General features: G+C 47.8%; 20 protein-coding genes. 9 read left to right on the top strand and 11 right to left on the bottom strand.

The window, feature by feature from the left end; all coding sequences use genetic code 11:
* Positions 1 to 56: 56 nt before the first annotated feature.
* The gene (locus RH45_RS16700) at positions 57 to 1259 is read right to left on the bottom strand and encodes a sugar efflux transporter (RefSeq protein ID WP_008079304.1); all 1203 of its coding nucleotides are present in this window, start codon (positions 1257 to 1259) and stop codon (positions 57 to 59) included.
* Between the two features lie 178 nt (positions 1260 to 1437).
* Here RH45_RS16700 and RH45_RS16695 point away from each other — a divergent pair, with 178 nt between their 5' ends.
* The 3 genes from RH45_RS16695 (at position 1438) to RH45_RS16685 (ending at position 4682) form a co-directional block, all read left to right on the top strand.
* Positions 1438 to 2337, top strand: a complete 900-nt coding sequence (locus RH45_RS16695; protein ID WP_008079303.1) for a helix-turn-helix domain-containing protein — start codon at positions 1438 to 1440, stop codon at positions 2335 to 2337.
* 90 nt (positions 2338 to 2427) lie between these two features.
* The gene (locus RH45_RS16690) at positions 2428 to 3975 is read left to right on the top strand and encodes a cryptochrome/photolyase family protein (protein WP_008079302.1); all 1548 of its coding nucleotides are present in this window, start codon (positions 2428 to 2430) and stop codon (positions 3973 to 3975) included.
* Positions 3975 to 4682 carry an SDR family oxidoreductase gene (locus tag RH45_RS16685; protein WP_008079301.1) on the top strand — a complete coding sequence of 236 codons (708 nt, stop codon included), beginning with the start codon at positions 3975 to 3977 and terminating at the stop codon, positions 4680 to 4682. The genes RH45_RS16690 and RH45_RS16685 overlap by 1 nt, the downstream gene beginning before the upstream one ends.
* A 164-nt stretch (positions 4683 to 4846) precedes the next feature.
* On the opposite strand, the gene RH45_RS16680 is transcribed toward RH45_RS16685, so the two are convergent.
* From RH45_RS16680 to RH45_RS16650, 7 genes are all read right to left on the bottom strand, one after another.
* On the bottom strand, positions 4847 to 5695 hold the full coding sequence (locus RH45_RS16680; protein WP_008079300.1) for an ABC transporter permease: 849 nt from the start codon (positions 5693 to 5695) through the stop codon (positions 4847 to 4849).
* Between the two features lie 2 nt (positions 5696 to 5697).
* On the bottom strand, positions 5698 to 6978 hold the full coding sequence (locus RH45_RS16675; RefSeq protein ID WP_008079299.1) for an ABC transporter permease: 1281 nt from the start codon (positions 6976 to 6978) through the stop codon (positions 5698 to 5700).
* Positions 6975 to 8096: an ABC transporter ATP-binding protein gene (locus RH45_RS16670; protein ID WP_008079298.1), complete on the bottom strand. Its 1122-nt coding sequence runs from the start codon at positions 8094 to 8096 to the stop codon at positions 6975 to 6977. The genes RH45_RS16675 and RH45_RS16670 overlap by 4 nt, the downstream gene beginning before the upstream one ends.
* 132 nt (positions 8097 to 8228) lie before the next feature.
* Complete coding sequence (locus tag RH45_RS16665; protein ID WP_008079297.1) at positions 8229 to 9143, bottom strand: dihydrodipicolinate synthase family protein; 915 nt, start codon at positions 9141 to 9143, stop codon at positions 8229 to 8231.
* An 80-nt stretch (positions 9144 to 9223) separates the two neighbouring features.
* Positions 9224 to 10189, bottom strand: coding sequence for a bifunctional Delta(1)-pyrroline-2-carboxylate/Delta(1)-piperideine-2-carboxylate reductase (gene lhpI, locus RH45_RS16660; protein ID WP_008079296.1), 966 nt, complete (start codon positions 10187 to 10189; stop codon positions 9224 to 9226).
* 45 nt (positions 10190 to 10234) lie between these two features.
* Positions 10235 to 11314, bottom strand: a complete 1080-nt coding sequence (locus tag RH45_RS16655; protein WP_008079292.1) for a polyamine ABC transporter substrate-binding protein — start codon at positions 11312 to 11314, stop codon at positions 10235 to 10237.
* A 147-nt stretch (positions 11315 to 11461) separates the two neighbouring features.
* The gene (locus RH45_RS16650) at positions 11462 to 12727 is read right to left on the bottom strand and encodes an NAD(P)/FAD-dependent oxidoreductase (protein WP_008079291.1); all 1266 of its coding nucleotides are present in this window, start codon (positions 12725 to 12727) and stop codon (positions 11462 to 11464) included.
* 112 nt (positions 12728 to 12839) lie between these two features.
* On the opposite strand from RH45_RS16650, the gene RH45_RS16645 reads away from it, so the two are divergent.
* From RH45_RS16645 to rhlP, 6 genes are all read left to right on the top strand, one after another.
* Positions 12840 to 13841, top strand: a complete 1002-nt coding sequence (locus RH45_RS16645) for a 4-hydroxyproline epimerase (RefSeq protein WP_008079290.1) — start codon at positions 12840 to 12842, stop codon at positions 13839 to 13841.
* Positions 13842 to 13857: 16 nt separating this feature from the next.
* Entirely contained in the window at positions 13858 to 15372 is a 1515-nt protein-coding gene (locus tag RH45_RS16640; protein WP_008079289.1) for an aldehyde dehydrogenase (NADP(+)), read from the top strand.
* A 191-nt stretch (positions 15373 to 15563) separates the two neighbouring features.
* Positions 15564 to 16298 carry a class I SAM-dependent methyltransferase gene (locus tag RH45_RS16635; RefSeq protein ID WP_008079288.1) on the top strand — a complete coding sequence of 245 codons (735 nt, stop codon included), beginning with the start codon at positions 15564 to 15566 and terminating at the stop codon, positions 16296 to 16298.
* A gap of 142 nt (positions 16299 to 16440) precedes the next feature.
* The gene (locus tag RH45_RS16630) at positions 16441 to 16746 is read left to right on the top strand and encodes an NIPSNAP family protein (protein ID WP_008079287.1); all 306 of its coding nucleotides are present in this window, start codon (positions 16441 to 16443) and stop codon (positions 16744 to 16746) included.
* 100 nt (positions 16747 to 16846) lie between these two features.
* A complete protein-coding gene (locus tag RH45_RS16625; RefSeq protein ID WP_008079286.1) occupies positions 16847 to 17167 on the top strand; it encodes a DUF4144 family protein in 321 nt (106 codons plus the stop codon).
* A gap of 176 nt (positions 17168 to 17343) precedes the next feature.
* Positions 17344 to 18159, top strand: a complete 816-nt coding sequence (gene rhlP, locus RH45_RS16620; RefSeq protein ID WP_008079285.1) for a rhombotarget lipoprotein — start codon at positions 17344 to 17346, stop codon at positions 18157 to 18159.
* A 51-nt stretch (positions 18160 to 18210) separates the two neighbouring features.
* Here the strand turns inward: rhlP and RH45_RS16615 are convergent, their stop codons facing one another.
* Genes RH45_RS16615 through RH45_RS16605 form a run of 3 tightly spaced genes read right to left on the bottom strand, consistent with a single transcriptional unit; the run spans position 18211 to position 20350 of the window.
* Positions 18211 to 18663 carry a TadE/TadG family type IV pilus assembly protein gene (locus RH45_RS16615; RefSeq protein ID WP_008079284.1) on the bottom strand — a complete coding sequence of 151 codons (453 nt, stop codon included), beginning with the start codon at positions 18661 to 18663 and terminating at the stop codon, positions 18211 to 18213.
* Positions 18660 to 19094, bottom strand: a complete 435-nt coding sequence (locus RH45_RS16610; protein ID WP_008079283.1) for a TadE/TadG family type IV pilus assembly protein — start codon at positions 19092 to 19094, stop codon at positions 18660 to 18662. The genes RH45_RS16615 and RH45_RS16610 overlap by 4 nt, the downstream gene beginning before the upstream one ends.
* Positions 19094 to 20350, bottom strand: coding sequence for a TadE/TadG family type IV pilus assembly protein (locus tag RH45_RS16605; RefSeq protein ID WP_008079281.1), 1257 nt, complete (start codon positions 20348 to 20350; stop codon positions 19094 to 19096). Before RH45_RS16605 ends, RH45_RS16610 begins: the two co-directional genes overlap by 1 nt.
* Between the last annotated feature and the right edge of the window lie 166 nt (positions 20351 to 20516).

The raw sequence follows: 20516 nt of genomic DNA, 5'->3' as shown, positions 1-20516 counted from the left end.
GATAATAAGCCATTGTTTTCTATAAAAAGTCAGCGCCAACTCCCCTTCCTAGCCACTCATGCCGCGTTAACGGGATCGGTTTGATTTTCAATCCGACGTGTCGCAAACCAAAATCCACTGAGCAGGATTAATGCTGCACTAACACCAAAAAATGAGACGTATAAAGTGCTGTAATAATTGTAGAATTCCGCCACGATACCCACCGACAAACTGGCCACCAACATGCTGATATTGAGCATATTGGAAAATAACGTTGACGCGGTACCCAAACGATCTTTCATCATATCTTGCAGCACAACCATACCTAAGGTGGCGCACACGCCAATGTAAAAACCATTCAACAGCTGTGCAGCTAACATGGCGAGGAAACTGGTGTGTGTCAGCATGACCAAGTAAAACGCGATGCCACTGATGATGCCCAGCATGAGCAGCTTGATGGTGCCAATACGCTCTGCCAATTTACCAGCGAATAACATCACAGGGATTTCACAAAGTGCTGCGGCGCCAAACAAGACTCCGAGCCAATTCTCGTCAACTTTCAATTCCTGAGACAAATAAAGTGGCATGCTGGTGATGTACAAGTTGTTCGCGGCAAAAGCACACACAACCACCAGACAATAAAGGGCGATCAGTCCGTTTGAGATTAATCCAGCCCCGTTCAATGCTGACTCCTGCGGCTCTTCCTCTGCCTTGCTCACACCGTTTGGTAAGTATCTCGCTATTACAATGATCGACACCGAAACAATAACAGCGGATACCGAGAACGAAGCATTGAAACCGAAACTGGCTTTAATCATAAACGCGAGCGGGGGGCCAAATACCCAGGCGATCGCAATACCTGCACGCATCGTCGACAAAAACGTGGTGCTATCTTGCATGTAGCGATCGCCATACTCGCGGCCAAGCGCAAACAGCTGGCCAAACGCCGCACCACTGATACTGCCAAACACAGTCGCAATCGAAATCGCGAGCCAATAGTCTCGCACCACTGTAAAGCTTGCCACGGTGACCAGATAGCAACTAAGGGCAACAACGAGGATCGTTTTTCGCTTCCAGTTTCTATCAGACTGTCTAGCCAACAGTTGCGAAACCACCACTGCGCTCACCACCGCCATCACCATGTACAGACTCAACATCATAGGTGAAGCACCTAACTCCTCAACGATAAATAAGCTCGATAGAGGGTAAAAAAAGGCCCCACATAAACCGGTGACAAACGCAGTAATGATGAACAACAACGCGGTTTTATCTTTCCACATTTTGAGGGGCTCCTTTGAGTTAGGTGTGTAGGTTTGAGCAGCTACAGTCTAATCAAAGATATGCGTCGCCATTGATAGTATTCGAGCTACCTCTAATACTTATCCGTCAACTTAGCGAACTTCTTTGACAGAAAAGCAACACTTACACTAGCCTGTGTGCGACACCAAGGAGCACTAAATGAAGCCGTTTATCGAAAATGTAATGAACACGCCAAGCCACGACTGGATAGTGCGTGAGTATCACTGCCGAGTTAAAAGGGAAGAATTTGCTTGCTCATGGCATTACCACACCGAATACGAGCTAGTGCTTTACCAAGATCCAGACGAAGTTTTCAATGGTAACTACTTCGCAGGCGATGCCGTCGGAACTATCGGCCACAATACGATGTTGCTGTATGGCCCTGGGCTGCCCCATATGATCACCGGACGTATGCACAGTAGTGAAGAAAAACCGCATCATTCAGTCATTGTCTGGCTCAAGCATCAATGGATTGAGAAGCTGCAAGCCACCATACCAGAAGCACGCAACATTAAGCGCCTGCTAGATAGTTCCGCGTTTGGTGTAAAGTTCAGCCCGAGCGTATCTCAGCAAGTAGCTTCAAAACTGAAAGAGATCGACCAACTCGACCGCGCGTTTCAGGCCATCAGAGTCATGGAAGTTCTACTGCTGCTCGCGAGCGATACCGAGTCGCAGCGGCTTTCTGCCTCCCCTTATCGTATCAGTCAGCTTTCAGGCAATCAGGAAGCGCACCAAAAAGTCCAATTGGCCAGCCAATACATTGAGCAGAACTACGCTCAAGTTATCCGCATCTCTGACTTAAGTAAGAAACTGCACATGAGCGAAAGCTCCGCCTACCGATTGTTCGAAAAGCATTATGGCGTCAGCTTTTCTGAACACCTCAAACAGTTCAGAATCGGCAAGGCTTGCGAGCTATTGGCAAGTTCCACTTTGCCCGTCGCCATTGTCGCCGAGAAGACAGGTTTTCAGAATCTGTCCAACTTTAATCGCCTTTTCAAAACGGTAAAAGAGATGACGCCGACTCAGTTTCGTCATCAGTTTCAAAACGCGAGAAAGTAGGAAAACGCGAACACTTTCAATTTATTACCGACGAAATGATCGCAAACTGGTTGGCATGCGTATTGATTAAAAAAACCGCCGGACTCTTTCATGCCATACACGACTCTTCGTCTCGTTTTAGGTGACCAACTCAACTCACAGCACTCGTGGTACTCTCACTGTAACGACGAGGTTTTGTACGTGATAGCCGAACTTCATCAGGAAGCCCTGTACGTTAAGCACCACGCGCAAAAGCAGTGCGCCTTTTTCGCCGCTATGGAGAGCTTTGCAAATGAGTTACGTACCAATGGCCATCAAGTCGAGTATCTCGACTTAGACAAGACCAGTGACTTTGCCAGTCTCGACACCCTGATTTGCGCGCTGGTCGAACAACACAGTATCACTACCTTTGAGTATCAACGACCAGATGAGTATCGTCTTGCTCAGCAGTTACAACAGCTGGATTTAGATCGCGTTCAAATTACCCAAATCGATAGCGAACATTTTTTGTTCCCGTTTGATGAGATTGAAGACGCTTTTCCACAAGGCAAGCATATTCTCATGGAGCACTTTTATCGTCGTATGCGTAAGCGCTTCAACATACTAATGGAAGGAGATAAACCCGTCGGAGGAAAATGGAACTTAGACGCCAACAACCGCAACGCATTCAAAGAACAAGACTTGGCAGACATTCCTAATCCTTTGCTGTTTGCCAACGAAGTCTCGGCGATTCAAGCACGGCTAAAGCGACATAACATCAACAATATGGGCCACAGCACCAATCCACTCATCTGGCCGCTCAATCGAAGCCAAGCGCTAAACCTCCTTGCCCATTTTTGCCAGCACTGTTTGCCTAAGTTTGGTTTTTTTCAAGACGCGATGACAGCCAATCATACCGCCAACTGGAGCCTCTACCACAGTCGGATATCGTTTGCTCTCAACTGTAAATTGCTTTCGCCAAAAGAAGTGATAGAGTCCGCACTCGCGAGCTTTGAGCATTCGCAAGGAGGCATTTCTCTCGACCAAATCGAAGGCTTTGTCAGACAAATCATTGGCTGGCGAGAGTATATCCGCGCCGTTTATTGGGCCAACATGCCAAATTACCAAACCTTGAACCATTTCTCGGCGACCAGAGCACTACCCGGCTATTTTTGGAACGGCAATACAAAGATGAATTGCATCAAACATGCGGTTAATCAATCGTTGGATTATGCCTACGCTCACCATATCCAACGTTTAATGGTCACGGGCAACTTTGCCTTATTAATTGGCGCCAATCCTGACGAGGTCGATGCATGGTATCTCGGCATTTATATTGATGCGATTGAATGGGTCGAAATGCCCAACACTCGTGGTATGGCTCTGTTTGCCGATGGCGGCATCGTAGGGACAAAGCCATATGCAGCTAGCGGTGCCTACATCAACAGAATGAGCGATTACTGCAAGCAATGTGCTTACAAAGTTCAACAGAAAAGTGGGCCGCAATCGTGCCCATTCAATAGCCTTTACTGGCACTTTATGCACCGCAACCGCAACACGATTGGTCGCTTGCCAAGAATCGGCATGATTTACCGAAATTGGGATCGCATGGCGCCTGCCGTGCAAGACGCCATCTTAACCACAGCCGAGCAGAACTTAGCACGTATTGAGGAGTTGTAATGAATATCTTAGTGATCGGAGGCAACGGCGGCATTGGCCAAGCCATTGTCGCAGCTTTGTCCCAGCGTTCCACGCCAACCAAGGTATTCGCGACTTATAACCGGCACGTCCCTCAGACGACAAACGACGAGGTCACTTGGTACAAGCTCGACGTTAGCCAAGAGTCGAGCGTCGCTGAGCTGGCGCAACGCTTTGACCACCTTGATTGGATCATTAACTGTGTCGGTATGTTACACACAGAGAGTCAAGGGCCTGAAAAGAACCTAAGTTCGGTTGATCCGGCGTTTTTCCTCCACAATGTTGCCATTAATAGCCTGCCGACCCTGCTGATAGCAAAACATTTTCAAACCGTGTTAAAACGCAGTGTACGCCCTTGTCTTGCGACCATTTCCGCCAAAGTGGGTAGCATTAGTGATAATCAACTCGGTGGTTGGTACAGCTACCGAGCCTCAAAAGCGGCTCTGAATATGGCAATCAAAGGCATTAGTATTGAGTGGTCTAGAGTCATGCCGCAAAGTGTGGTGGTTGCCCTACACCCAGGAACAACCGACACCGCGCTATCGAAACCTTTTCAAACCAATGTCCCAGCAGGAAAATTGTTCACACCAGAGCGTGTGGCCAATGATCTGCTCAAGGTGTTGGTATCGTTAACCCGCGAAGACACTGGACAGTTTATTACCTACGACGGTGAACGTTTAGCTTGGTAAAAAAAGCGCCTTGTACATGACATACAAAGCGCGCTGGAAACAGTAAGACCCGGAGATGAAGCCTACAATGCCTGGACAGTAGGGAAAGTAGAGCCCAACAAACAACTCTGCTGACTATAGACTCTTCTTTCCCATGTCTTACCCTACCCACCAATGGAAATGAACTATTCGCTGATCCCCCTGATACGAGCATTACGTCTACGAAGTAGCTCCAGAGTGACCAACAGTAGAACCGACATCAGAATCAACAAGCTGGCTACGGCAAGAATCGTCGGACTGATCTGCTCACGAATACCCGACCACATCTGCCTTGGGACCGTTCTTTGCTCGACCCCAGTGATAAACAGCGCGACGACCACTTCATCAAATGAGGTACCAAACGCAAACAGGCCTCCTGAAATCATTCCTGGTCGAATCAAAGGAAATGTAACGTGGCGAAACGCGTAAATCGGATTCGCACCTAAGCTATACGCGGCACGCACTAAGCTGTGATCAAATCCACTTAAGGTCGCCGTCACGGTAATTACTACAAATGGCGTACCTAGAGCAGCATGCGCAAGCACAATACCGACAAAGGTTTGCGACAAATCCAAGCGGGTGTAAAAGAAGTACATCGCCGCCGCGGAGATGATCACAGGCACGATCATGGGTGAGATAAGAAACGCCATAATGGTATTGCGAAACGGCACATTATTGGCTGCTAAGCCCATCGCTGCTAATGTGCCGAGAACGGTAGCAACCACTGTCGCACACAAGGCAATTAACGTACTGTTTTTTAACGCGCTCATCCATTGGCTGTTGGCAAACATGTCGCTGTACCAACGAATCGAATACGCCTCGGGATCTAAGCTCAACATGCCTTCGGTAAAGGTAAAATAAGGCGTGGCATTAAATGAGAGCGGTACAATAATCAGGATTGGAGCAATCAAAAATAGGAACACTAAGGTACAAAACGTTAGGTAGACGAAGTAACCCAAACGCTCACGCTTGTTGCAGTAACTTGGTAGTGCCATGGTTATCCTCCTACCTTGATATTGTTGATACCCACTACACGGTTAAACAGGTAAAACAGCGCTAATACCACGGCCAGCAACAGACCGCCGAGTGCCGCAGCCATCCCCCAATTGAGCGAGGTTTGCATGTGGTAGGCGATCATATTCGAAATCATCTGTCCGCTACGGCCACCGACCAATGCAGGAGTAATGTAGAAGCCGATGGAAAGAATGAAGGTCAACAATGCACCTGCGCCAATCCCCGGAAGGGTCAGCGGCATGTACACCTTGATAAAAGCCACCGACGGTGTCGCCCCCAATGAACGCGCTGCGCGGAAATAGCTCGGACTGATCCCTTTCATCACACTGTAAAGCGGCAATATCATGAACGGCAACAGGATATGTACCATGGCTATGATGGTACCAAAGGTGTTGTGCACCATTGCCAGCCTCTCGGTGGTTACGCCAGACCAGATCAATAGGTCATTGATCACTCCTTGGTTTTGCAGCAGCACAATCCACGACGTTGTCCTGACTAACAGTGATGTCCAAAATGGCAGCAAAACCACAATCAACAACAAGTTCGCTTGCTTGTCTGGTAAATTGGCCAACAAGTACGCCACTGGGTAGGCCATCACGAGGCAAATTAAGGTAATCGCCAGAGACATGGCGAAGGTTTTGCTAAACAGATCCACGTAGACTTGGCGTGTCTCAGGTTGTTGGCTGATATTGCCTTGATCGTCATAGCGCATATCGAGTGCGGCTAAATAGTAGCTGAGCGTATAAGGGGAACTGAGTGTTTTAACCGCCGCCCAATACTGCGGTTTAGCCCAACGCTTGTCGAGTTTTTGTATCTGCTCCACACTGGTTGGTAATTGCTCCAACTTACCCAGCTTACGACCCGTTTTCATCATTAGGCTACGCATCCCAGACACTTCGATATTGAGCCGATTGGCCAGCTTAGGCAGGGTTTTATCTTTATAGCGGTCGCGAAGTTCTACCATGAATTGTTGCTGAATCGCGAGGCTAGGTAATTGCTGATAATCCCACTGCTCCATCGCTTGTGCGGTGTTAGGAAAACCCTTTGGCACGGCATGATTGTCAACACTGCGATAGAGCATTTCCACGATAGGAAAAGCGAACGTGATACAGATGAAGCAGACCAAAGGAAGAATAAGCAAAATGGAGCGGATCTGTTTCTGTCGCTCTGCGCGTTGCAAACGTGACTTAAGGTCGCCTTTTGGCTTGGCGAGCTTTTTCTGTAACGTACTTACCGATGATAACTCTGTGAGTTCCCGACTCATGCGGCTTCCTCCTCAGGTTGCTGCACTTTAGGGCAGTCCAGTGCGTGGCAATCTTCGCTGCGCCAACCCAAAGTGATCAATCCTCCCAGAGAAAACGCTTGGTTTGAACGACTGTCGTTAGTCACCTTGACCACCAATTCTCCCACGCCCGATACCTCTACCACTAAGCGGTGATGATCGCCGTGATAAATCAGTTCTTTTAAAACGCCGGTGACTTGATTATCAACACTCTCTGGCGTTGGCTCGACAGTGATTTTTTCTGGCCTGATCGACAGCAAAGTTTGCTCGCCAAGCGCTGAGACTCTGACCGGTTTCGCTAAAATTTGATGAGACCCCACCTTAACCACACACTCCGAGTGAGAGAGCTGGCTCACCGCACCAACCAACTGGTTGTTCTCGCCGATGAACTGGGCAACAAATGCATTACTCGGTGACTCATACAACTCAGTCGGTGGCGCTAACTGCTGTACCGCACCATTATTGAACACCGCAATCCGATCCGACATGGTCAGCGCTTCATCCTGATCATGGGTGACATACAAGATAGTGATACCAAGCTTTTCGTGTAGGTGTTTAATTTCAAGCTGCATTTGTTCACGTAGTTGTTTATCCAATGCTCCCAGAGGTTCATCCATGAGCACTAACTTAGGCTCGAACACCAAGGCTCGCGCCAAAGCGACCCGCTGCTGCTGGCCACCGGATAGCTGCTTAGGATACCGATTTGCCACCTGCTCTAACTCCACCATTTTCAATGCCGCTTCCACTTTTTCGGCGACAGAGTGTTCACTCATTTTGCGAACTTTCAGAGGAAAGGCTAAATTTTCGGCGATGGTCATATGAGGAAACAGCGCGTAATTTTGGAAGACCATTCCAATATCGCGCTTGTGAGGGGCTAAGTTGTTCACAGGTGTTCCATCTATATAGATCTCACCGCCCGTGGCCGTTTCAAACCCAGCAAGCATCATTAAGCAGGTCGTTTTTCCGGACCCAGAAGGCCCTAGCATGGTCACGAACTCACCTGGCTTGATATCCAGATTAAAGTCCTTCACCACTAAGTTCTCCCCGTCATAGGTTTTTTGCACGTGCTGAAAGCTGACGTAGTCCTGTTGTGTAGTCATTGATTATCCCTTTCGACAAATTGGTCAAACAATCCAGCTAGGTAAAGAGCTTAACGCCTTAATAAGCCGTTTACATAAAAGGATTGAAGGCAGAGTTTCCCCTGCCCTTACTTAAGTTCTGTGCTCAAGCTGTTATAAGTTGTATTTTGCTAAATCTGGACGAGTGGCGATGGCATGTTCAACCATAGCAATTACACGCGCACGCTCCTCTCCCTTAAGGTTTTGACGCGGTGCACGCACTTGCTCACTTCCTCGACCACACACCTGCTCAGCAAGCTTGATGCACTGCACCAAAGTCGGAATCGTGTCGAGGCGAAGTAATGGCAAGAACCAGCGGTAAATTTCTAGCGCTTCGGCATAACGGCCTTGGCTTGCCAGCTTATAAATCGCAACGGACTCTGCTGGGAACGCATTCGTCAGGCCTGAGATCCAGCCAGTTGCACCAAGCATCAAAGATTCCAGAGCGATATCATCTACACCACTAAACACGGTGAAACGATCATCGAATCGGTTGTACAGCTCAGTGATACGACGGGTATCTGTGGTTGATTCTTTCACCGCCACAATGCTTGGACACTCCGCCAGCTCAGCCATCAGGTCTAAGTTAACATCCACGCCGTAAGAGACTGGGTTGTTGTAAATCATAATTGGCATCTCAGGTGTCGCCTCAGCCAAGGTTTTGTAGTAATCAACCGTTTCACTGTCAGAAGTGCGGTACACCATAGCAGGCATTACCATACAACCATCGATGCCAATCTTGTGCGCATCCTGCATATATTGGATAGACGCAGAGGTGATGGACTCCGCCGTACCTGCAATCAGAGGCACACGTCCTGCAACCACTTCCTGAGCCGCCGCAAGCACTTGACGCTTTTCATCTGGGTAAAGTGCGCAGTTCTCGCCAACCGTCCCCAAACAGATGATGCCGTTCACCCCATCATTAATTTGATTATCGATTACCGTTTGGGTCGCATCCAAATCGATCGTTTGATCCGCGCGAAATTGAGTACTGACCGCTGGGTACACACCTTTCCAATCTACTTTCATTCTTTACCTTCCATTTGTATATTGTATGCAATTTTAATAGACGTCATAACGACGATCCGACTTTGGGACTATCCCATAACTTATTGTGTTTGCTGCTGATCGAGGACGAACCTCACGGCAGCTAAATCTGCAAGCGCGCTGCCCACTGACTTGTATAAGGTGATTTGTTGCTCTGAGTTTCGACCTTGGTGTTGACTGGCGCAAAGCTCTGGAAGTTCAGCTTGGATCTGTTGCGGGCTGAACTCACCGTTGGCAATCGGTATCAACAGATCACCGGCTTCAGCCAACACATTAATGCGACTATCGACAAATACCGAAGAACGTAACACAGAGGCAGAGTCACACTCTCTTTTGTCTTGGTCATGATTACCAATCAGATCAACATGTGTGCCCGGATTTAGGCACCCACCATCAAATAGCGGCTCACTTGCACCCGTAACACAACTGACCATATCCACATGCGGTAGGGTGTCATCCACACTCTCTACTACCTCTACTTGATAGCGCTCCGACTCAGGTAGAGATTGGAATTCACGACCCGAGATTATCGCATCCACCGTTGCACGCGCTTTGCTTACATCGCGCCCCCAAACGCGTACTTTTTCCAATGGCCTAACGGCAGCGTATGCCCATGCTATGTAAGGTGCCAGGTTTCCCGTCCCACATATCAGCAAGGTAGACGCATTTTTATTGGCTAAGTAATCAGCCGCCAACGCAGAGGCCGCTGCTGTTCGCCAGAAAGTAAGCACTTTGCCATCAAGTAGCGCCAGTGGTGTACCGTTCGCTCTATCAAACGCTAGGATCTTAGACGCTAGGCTGTCTCGACCTTCTAAATAATTTTGCGGAAAATAGGTGAACGCTTTGACGGTAATCAGCGAGTCATTCCATGCCGGCAGCAACGCAAAGGCATCATAGTTTCCCTCCTCAAGAGGCATGACTCGACGTTGAGGTATCGTCGCTTGTTGTTGATAGGTTTCGCGCATTGATTCGATCAAACCTTTCATCGAAAGGCACTCTACGATTTGCTCTGCAGCAAGGTTAATCATTTCGGTTTCCTTGTAAGAGGCGGCAAGCCGCCTCTGTCAATTGGGTTAATTCAACAACCAAGTATTAAACTCTTCGTTAAGCTCATCGGCGTAGTCAGACCACCATTCATCATCAATCAGGAAAGCCGTCTTAAAGTTGTTGGGTGCCGTTGGTAGGCTGGCCAGAATCTTATCGCTAATTTGCGCCGAAGAAGATTTTCGCGTTGGTCCGTAAGCCACGTACTTAGCTTGATCGGCAAGTGGCTTAGTACCGGAGGAGAACTTAATGAACTCAAGCGCAAGCTTGGTATTAGGGCTACCTTTCGGAATCGCCCAGCCGTTCATATAGCCCAACTGGTGATCCCAGATGATTTTAAAGGGTTGGCCTTCTTCTTCTGTTGCACTGTGGATACGGCCATTAAATGCTGACGCCATCACGACTTCTTTGTCTGCTAACATTTGTGGTGGCTGAGCACCGGTTGTCCACCACACGACCTGAGGTTTAATGGTGTCTAGCTTGGCAAATGCACGCGCCCGGCCTTCTGTCGTTTCCAGAGTTTCATACACCTTATCCGGTGACACGCCGTCGGCGATCAATGCCCATTCCAAGTTACCTTGAGGCATCTTTTGCAACGCTCGGCGACCCGGATACTGATTGAGGTCGAACAAGTCTGTGAGCTTGGTTGGTACAGGTTTACCTTTGAACGCCTCTTCGTTAATGGTCAGTACTGTTGAGACCACAATGGTGTTCACCGCACACTCATGGATCGCACCTGGTATAAAATCTTCAGTGGCTGGCGTTCCATCACTGCCTGCAGGCAGAATGCTCGGATCAACAGGCTCCAGCAGGCCTTCTGCACAACCTCGAACGATGTCTGGCTTATCAAGTGACACCAGATCCCAGCGCACTTTGTTTGCTTCTACTTGAGCTTTAATCTCTGCAAGACCGCCGCTGAAGTCTTCAGATACCAATTCAACACCCGTTTCGGCAATGAATGGTTTGTGGTAAGCCTCAACTTGGCTATGGGTAAACGCTCCTCCCCATGAAACCACGGTTAACTTGTCTTCAGCATTTACAGCGCCTGATGTCCCTAACAGCATTCCAGAAATCAAAAGTGCCAATGGTGTGAATGTCTTTCTTGACATGTGTGTGCTCCTTTTTGGTTATCTCATCAGGGTTGTCCCTGAATTTTTTGGACGCCTGATTACTGCTGTTAGGCATCAATCCTTGATTAACTTTTTATTAACATAATCGACAAGTATATTTTATACAATATTTAATTTTAAAATTTTTTAACCAAATCGACTCAGTGAAAATGGCGCAACATCGAGCGAGGTTTTTTGTTTAGTGTGCAGTTGATAAATCAGATCCGCAGTCACAGCGGCCTGCGTGAGACCAAGATGTTGATGGCCAAACGCGAGCAGTACTTTCCCCTCCGACAAACGGTCGATCACGGGCAGTGAATCGGGCAGTGAAGGGCGATTCCCCATCCATCTCTCACCACTTTTTTCCACATCACACTGCTCATTGAGTAAGCCTTTCGCGAGCGATTTCAGCATCTCTGCTCGCTTCATGTTAGCCGGAGAGTCTAACCCGGCATATTCCACCGTACCGGCTAATCTAAGGCCATGGCTCATTGGCGTCATGATGAATTTTCGATCAGCGGAACTGATAGGAAAAGGCAGTTTATTGGCAAGGTCAGGGACCATAAGATGATAACCACGCTCAGCCTGAAGGGGCACTTTAACTCCCGTTAGCTTTTTAACGAGAGTGGCAGATTCAGCGCCGGTCGCGACCACGACAGAGTCAAAATCGAACGTGGATTTAAGCGTCGATAATCGAACCGAGCGATAACTGGCATCGATATTTTCAATCTCTTCTTCACACCAGTTACCGCCTAATCTTTCGAACTCTGATTTAAGCTCAAGACACATCCGGTAAGGGTTTAGGCTATGACCTGTTTCAGGAAAGAATACGCCATGTTTTACCGATTCCGCTAAATTCGGTACTCGTTCACGAATGACCTTTTGCCCCCATATTTCGTAACGTACCCCTTGGCTCTCCAGCGCCAGTAACGTTTCTCCATAAGCTTTGAATAAGCGATCACTCTCAAAGGTCAACAAGGAGCCGTCCATAACAATCAAATGGGATAGCCCTACCGAATCAAGTAGCTGATACCAACTCGACATAGCTTGTTGGTTTAAATCGGTCAGCGCACGCGTCGCATGTTGCGTCGCCGATGGACGCGCTTTGGCTAAGAAGCGGAACATCCAAAAAAAGGTCTTATGGATGTCTTGAAAACGAATGGAAACAGGACTAGACGGCGATAACATCATCTTTGGCAATTGCGGCAGCAAACCCGGTGTGGCGAGTGGAAACACTTGTTCCGTGGCAAAGTGTCCGGCATTCCCTTTCGAACACCCTTCTCCGGCCCCTTTCTTGTCAATGACGGTCACGTGCTCACCACTTAATTGCAGCTTTAGGGCGATAGACAAACCAATAATCCCACCACCAATCACTGCGATTTTTTGGCCACTGTTAGGTTGATGTTTGACCATTTATTTCTGCTCCTTATCACGTTTCCAAAACAAAATTGTATAAAATATACTTAACAACACGATAACATCCAACTCACACAGTTCAACCAATTTCCTATTCAAGGAGCGAAAAATGAGACAAGGGACTTTCTTCTGTATCGATGCGCACACCTGTGGAAATCCAGTTCGTCTGGTCGCAGGCGGTGTTCCGCCATTGCAAGGATCAACCATGAGCGATAAACGTCAGTTCTTTCTTGAACATTACGACTGGATCCGACAAGCGCTGATGTTTGAGCCTCGTGGCCACGCCATGATGTCTGGATCGGTTGTGCTTCCTCCTTGTAGTGAAAACGCCGATGCCTCGATCCTATTTATTGAAACCAGTGGCTGCCTACCTATGTGTGGCCACGGCACGATCGGTACTGTTACTTCAGCACTGGAGCACAGGTTGATCACGCCAAGAGAAGAAGGCCGTTTGATCCTTGACGTACCAGCAGGTCAAATTGAAGTGCACTATCAACGCAATGGCGAAAAAGTGACGTCAGTGAAGATCTTTAACGTCCCGGCCTATCTTGCTCATCAAGACGTGACGGTGAATGTTGAAGGGCTTGGTGAAATCACGGTTGACGTTTCTTACGGTGGTAACTATTACGTCATTGTAGATCCGCAAGAGAATTACCTCGGTTTGGAACATTACAGCTCAGACGAAATTCTTATGCTTAGCCCTAAAGTTCGAGAAGCCGTTTCAAATGCAGTGGAATGCATCCACCCTAATGACCCAACAGTATGCGGCGTTTCACATGTGTTATGGACTGGGACTCCAACCAAAGCGGAAGCAACAGCAAAAAACGCCGTCTTTTATGGAGAAAAAGCACTCGACCGCTCTCCTTGCGGGACAGGGACCAGCGCGCGCATGGCGCAGTGGCACGCAAAAGGGAAACTCAAGCAAGGCGAAGATTTTATCCACGAGAGCATCATCGGCAGCTTGTTTACGGGTCGTATTGAAGGAACAACTGAAGTCGATGGTAAAGCCGCCATTCTACCCAGTATTGAAGGCTGGGCTCAGGTTACTGGACACAACACCATTTGGGTTGACGATGAAGACCCATACGCATTTGGCTTTGAATTAAAATAAACCACAAGGACATCCCATGGAAATCTCCCCGACCTTTGCTGCCATTAACCCGGCAACGGAAAGCCCTCTACCCGGCCAGTTCCCCGAGCATGGCAGCCAACAAGTCGACTTAGCCGCGAATGCCGCAAGCGAAGTGGCTAAATCGTTTCGCCATACCACTCCGTCTAAGCGCAGTCAGCTATTGCATGCGATCGCTGACTGCCTGGAAGAAGAACGCGAAGCCATTGTCGCAAGAGCAGAGTTAGAATCTGCACTGCCAAACGCCCGACTTAACGGAGAATTAAGCCGAACCACTGCGCAGCTTCGTCTTTTTGCAGATGTGGCGATTGGCGGGTTATGGCAAGACGCCATATTCGATACGGCGAACCCAAATCGCCAACCTTTACCCAAACCGGATATTCGCCGCCAAAATATCGCGCTAGGTCCGGTAGCAGTGTTTGGGGCCTCTAATTTTCCGCTGGCCTTTTCAACCGCCGGCGGTGACAGCGCCTCTGCACTCGCAGCCGGTTGCCCTGTGGTAGTTAAAGGCCACCCTGCTCACCCTGGGACTAGCGAAATCGTCGCAAAATGTATTGCCAAGGCCCTCGACAGCCACGCATTACCTCAAGCCATATTTACTTTGCTGCAAGGTACCTCTCATGAACTCGGCCAAGCCTTGGTGACTCATCCAAAAATTAAAGCGGTCGGTTTTACTGGCTCCATTCATGGTGGACGAGCTCTGTTCGACTTAGCTCAACAAAGACCTGAGCCGATTCCTTTCTTTGGTGAGCTAGGCGCATCGAACCCGGTCTTTGTCCTGCCGCACAAGATGGAAGCTAACCCGGCGCTATTGGCAGAAGAGTACTTAATGTCAATGAACATGGGCTGCGGGCAATTCTGCACCAAGCCCGCCGTGGTATTCGTTACGCAGAGTAAGGCCAGCGACGAGTTTTTACGTTTAGTTCGTGAAGGAATAAGCTCGCAGCCGGGTCAAACTATGCTAACCGCAGGGATAAAACGCACCTATTTAGAGCAGAGTGAAATACGCGCTCAGCAGTCAGGGTTGACTCGTACTCAATCAACCAGCCAGCAGGGCGTTCCTGCTATGGTGTTTGAAACCACCAGCAAAGAGTGGCGCAACAATCCACAGTGGCAAGAGGAGATCTTCGGGCCTCAATCGATCATTGTGCTTTGTGAAGATAGCGACGATATGCAGAGCCTAGGTGCGGGGCTAGCAGGTAGCTTAACCGCGACGATTCATGCCGAAGAAGCCGATCATCCTATCGCGCAAAACTTGCTTATTGACCTAGAAGACGTAGCAGGAAGAATTGTCTTCAATGGCTGGCCAACGGGTGTTGAAGTCAGTTATGCGATGGTGCATGGCGGCCCTTACCCGGCATCGACTATGCCGGCCAGCACCTCCGTCGGTGCTGAAGCGATTAAGCGTTGGTTAAGACCAGTCGCTTATCAATCAGTACCTGACGCTCTACTTCCGAGCAGTCTGCAACAAGCCAACCCGCATAAAGTACGCCGCTCAATAGACGGTCAGTAACCGTAAAAACCAAGGCGAGCTATCCTGCCGCCTTGGTCTTTTGCCCTCTCTTACACAATCTCATTTTGCTTTTCGTTTTGAAAATGCAACAAATAGCAATTAGCCATTTCAAGTTAAAAGCTTAACAATCAGTCAGTTAAGAACTGGCACAAATTATGTAGTAGCTAATGTTTCAACTCAGGAGAAGCGCTATGGATGCTACTATTCACTCAACAAAGACGGAGATCTCTTCGTCAAGCGACATCGAGTATATTGACGGCGAGACCTTTAACCAGCTAGCTAAGCAGCTCGATATGCTCTTCCCTACGGCTAAGCCTTTTCACCTGCTTGAAGTTGGAGGAGGCAGAGGCTTATATGCTGACAAAGTGTTGACCAAGTATCCCAGCGCCGACGTTACTCTCATCGAACCTGACAAAGGTGTCCTTGAGCTCAATCGCCCTAATAACCGGAAGCACTTGCACTGTTCATTGTTTGAGGAGCACACTTTCGACCAGCACTATGACATCATTCAGTTCAACTGGGTACTACACCATTTTGTCGCAAATACCTACTACGAAACCATTCTCCTACAGCAGCAAGCGTTGCGAACGGCTTATGACCAACTCGCGGATAACGGCTTAGTGGTCATGTTTGAAAATTTCCACGAAGGCATTTTGGTGAATAACCTGACCAATGAATGGCTAGGCAGTGACGTTGCGTCGAGCAATTTAGATCCATCCATTCGTCGCTTGATTACCAGTAACGCTCGCTCCGCGGTGTGTTTTCACAATCGCAGTACTTGGCATGACATGTTGCTCAACGCGGGCTTTGAGGTCATCTTACATGTTCCGCCCCATAGTTTGCGCTCACTGGGTCAATTTAGTGCAATACCCACTGAAGCGAAGCAACAAAACTCTGGTTTGATCATTGCCAAAAAAGCGAACTAAGGACTCATCTAGCAAAAAGCAACAGTGCGCTTTCCCATTAAAGAAACTGACTCTAATAAGTCATTGATCATCATTTGATTATTGAACAAACATTCCGCATGATAGGTTCGACCATTTGGTATCAATATAGGGAGAGTAGCCAATGATCACTTGTTATGTGAAATACGTGATAGATCCAAAAAAAGTAAAGCAGTTTGAGCAGTACGCGCGTATGTGGATCCCATTGGTAGAGAAATTCGGCGGACAGCACAATGGCTATTACCTTCCATCTGAAGGTGCCAATAATATTGCTCTGGCGCTATTTAGCTTTGAAAGTTTAACCGCTTATGAAGAATACCGACTTAAATCTTTTGAAGATCCTGAATGCATCAAGGCGGTACAGTTTGCCGAAGAAGTGGATTGTATTGTCAGCTACGAGCGTAGCTTTTTCCGACCAGTGTTAAACTGATCGACTCTCATACCTAACAGTATGGGTTAGGTATGGCCTCTTATCACTTTATCTAAAAGTGCTAGTATGCACGAGCGTATTGTCTAAATAAGGTTTGCACATGATTCAATGGCCGTGTCTGCTAAAGCTCGAAGGTGATGATGAGCTGATAGCGCTCAAAACCGAGCAACATTTTGAGCAAGAATGCGCAGCGTTGATTGTCGGTCAAGGCGATTACTTGATTGACTCTATGGGCGCCACTTACCCGCTGTGCTCAAGCAATCACTCTGTTACGGTACTTTCTGCCTCTTCTAGCACGCTCAACCTTGTGCAAGTGACGGATCTGATTCAAAAACATGAGTTTGCCAAGGCTCAGATCTGTATAACCAAAATACAGTTTCGCACCCTTGAAGAAGCCATTCAGGCGATCTGCGACGGGTAATCCCCCTTTTCACTCAGTGACCTACTTATCCGATGCAGTTTAACCATCGAACGATAAAATAAAAAACACTGTTCAAAATAAATTTTATCCGTTAAGATCGATAACTGTCATCAATGCTTTGGTGATTCATTTAACCGCATAGACTGCGTAAGTCAGCGAACAAGAAAGGATTCACAATGAAAAAGCTTTTGTCATTTTTGCTCATGTCTACCCTGCTAGTCGGCTGTAGTGCTTTCCACCAAAAAGAAGAAGTCGCATCCAGCAGCTTGATTGACTTCCTCTATCCAAACGATACGGAGTATCAAACTCACACACCCGCAACGCCTCATTTAACCTTGCCACTTAACATTGGTATCGCATTTGTACCCAATACTAACTACGGAAAACTTAACCTCAGTGCCAAGCAAAAGCACGACATCCTAACTCAGGTTAAAAGCGAGTTTTCAGATCTCGGTTATGTGAATCGAATAGAGATAATCTCTGATCATTACTTAAAAAGCGGCGGTGGCTTCGATAACTTGGATCAGCTATCGCGAATCTACAACGTTGATGTGATGGCGCTGGTCTCATACGATCAAATCGCTCGTAACACACAAAATCATGCATCACTACTTTACTGGACAATCGCTGGTCTGTACCTGATCCCAGGCGATCAAAACAATACTCAAACCTTTGTCGATACAGCGGTGTTTGATATCAAAAGCCGCCAACTTCTGCTAAGAGCCCCTGGCGTAAGCGAAGTCGACTCGCTGTCGACCGCAGTGGGAGTTGAGGACAACTTTTATGAAGACTCTAACCAAGGCTTCGAGCTAGCCGTCTCAGACATGGTCGTAAACCTGTCTAGCGAACTTGAGACGTTTAAGATCAGAGTTAAAGAAGAGAATATCGCCAAAGTCAGTTACAGCAACAACTACAGCGGAGGTAGTTTATCTTGGTGGATTATCGCTCTGTTGACCACCACATGGTGGTTCAGAAGACGCTCTAAAGCCTGACAGTCGAATTAGCCCACCAAACCCTGTTGGGCTATGACTTAGTTGAAGTCTCTAGCAATCGGTATTGGTGCCTTCAGGAACGAGACCTAGGCTCTCGCTTGGAATAGTCATTTCAAACCCCGACAAGTCCATCACGCCATTTTCACCAAGGAAAGATAGAATGGCCATGAGTTGATAATTGAGGTCTTTTGCTCGTGCCCTGACAAACCATACCTCTGCAGAATCAGGGGTAGCGAGCACATTGCTGTCAGCATCTAAATACTCGATTTCAATATTCTTTGCCAACAATGATGCGGCATAACTATTGTTCGCCACGTAGGTCGCCACGCCATCATCGCCAATTTGGCACACCGCTGCGAGCCTCGCGGCAACACGCACTGATTCACTGACGGCTTGCATAGAGAAGATCAAATAGCCCACAGACAACACAGACATCAACAGAACCATCAAAAAAGATGACATCAAGGTGAACTCAATGATCGCCATACCGGAACGCTTTTTCATTGATTGATCCTCATCACGCTAGATGCATTTAAAGGGACCGCTAAAGACAACTCAGTGCCCGGTAACTTATCCCCTATCGCGGGGCTAAAAGTAATGCTCGCAGAAACCGTTACAAAGAGGTTATTCTCACATGCAACGCTAATATCAGATGTGCTTAATGAACTGAGCAAAGGCTCTGTGCCTGAATTCAGGGTGCCATAAACAACCAGCTGTTTGACGTCATTTTGCGCTAACATTATTGGTCCACAGCCCGCTGCATCTGACTGGGTCATTGCATAGCGTGCCCCCACTCTCACCGCCTTGGTGAGCGTATTCATATCGACAAACATTCTTGCGATCTCAGTAACAGACAAAAGCAACAACATAATCACGGGAAGCCCAATGACCAACTCGACCGCGGCCAGTCCTTGCTGACGCTTTCTGCTTCTCATTAAGACCCTCCTACCGTGTTAGGGTCTTTAAATAAAACAATCCGCGTAATGCCTGTATCTGTGTCGGTTGCCCCACCTTCGACTACTGAGCAGTGGTTAATGAACTCACCAAAAATACTTTGTTGGCCAAGCTTACCGTTGCTTTGTGATGAAGAATAACGTTGAGTCATAAAAAAGCAGCCGATACTGTTAACATTAAACTCGATTTTACCCCCAGCTTTAAATGCTGAGTCACAATCTAGAATCGGTACTGGTAAAACTCTGCGCCATGCAGCGCCGCCGCCTGACAGACAATCTTTGTCATCAAGGCAAGCTTTTGTATTAGCTAAATACTTGTTATAAGTCAATTTATCATCAGCCGTTGAAGCGTTATGCTCGGCAAGGTTATCCGTTGTGATATTAGGACTGGGCTCGGTAGTAATAAGATCAGGCGGATAATAAACGCCATCAAGAGTCTTGCCTTCAAAACGACTATCGATGCTGTCTGTTGCCCCCACAGCATTACCCGTCTCCGAATCAATAGACTCATCAACCGTTACCACCACCGTATTCTTACCAACCAAGGCATCACTCACTGCTGATTTACCGCTGCCTACATCCAGCAAATGGTAGTTACCCGCGCCTAAACCGTCAGGGTCATCGGATTGACTGCCTGACTTAATTTCGTAAGTCGTCCCTATTTCATAACCAGCGGGATAAGCTGGGTCTCCTGCGAGATCCCCTTCACACATGCCTATCGGCAAGATATTGGACGTGCGATCAGCAAAAACCGGTCCTGCAACCGTACTAGAGTTGATTGATTTGCTGTAACCAAGTAATCCTGCTAAATACTCGCTCAACTCGACGTTAGACACTTGTAGCCGGACGTAGATGTAGTCAGCAGAAGAAGGGAAATTACTTGAAAAGCCAGAATTGGCGTTGTCCGAATACTCTATCGTCAAGGATTTAAGACTGGTACCGTCATCAGATGCTGCTAACACGAGCTCATCATTGCCCGCCGCAGAAGTCACTTTGTTGTAAGCTTCAACAATGGCTTCTTTTGCATCGTCCTCTTCATAAGTACGATTCGCTACGGTCGCTCCGGCAAGCGCAGCCGTGTCGAGCGCATTTTGTAATCGATTTTTTGAGACCATAAGGTGGTTGGCATCAATGGAAAGAGCAGCAACTCCAACGATAACGGCCATACTCACCGTCATAACTACGAGTGTTAACCCTTGCTGCGCTTTGCGTCGTCCTGAGCGCCTGAATGCAAGCATAGCCACTACCTCCCGCCTATGGTTAAGTCGATATTCGCGAACTGAAAATTGCAATTTACTCCATAAAACATAGCGTATGATGGCGATTAGTACTAAATAACCACATCTAATTAAACTTTCTATTTATGTACTTTTGGATATATAAAAAGCCACCTGGCAGAACCAA

The organism is Vibrio sinaloensis DSM 21326 (assembly GCF_000189275.1).
GTDB lineage: Bacteria > Pseudomonadota > Gammaproteobacteria > Enterobacterales > Vibrionaceae > Vibrio > Vibrio sinaloensis.
Note: the sequence above shows the minus strand (reverse complement) of the source record. Positions and strands in the feature narration are given on the sequence as shown.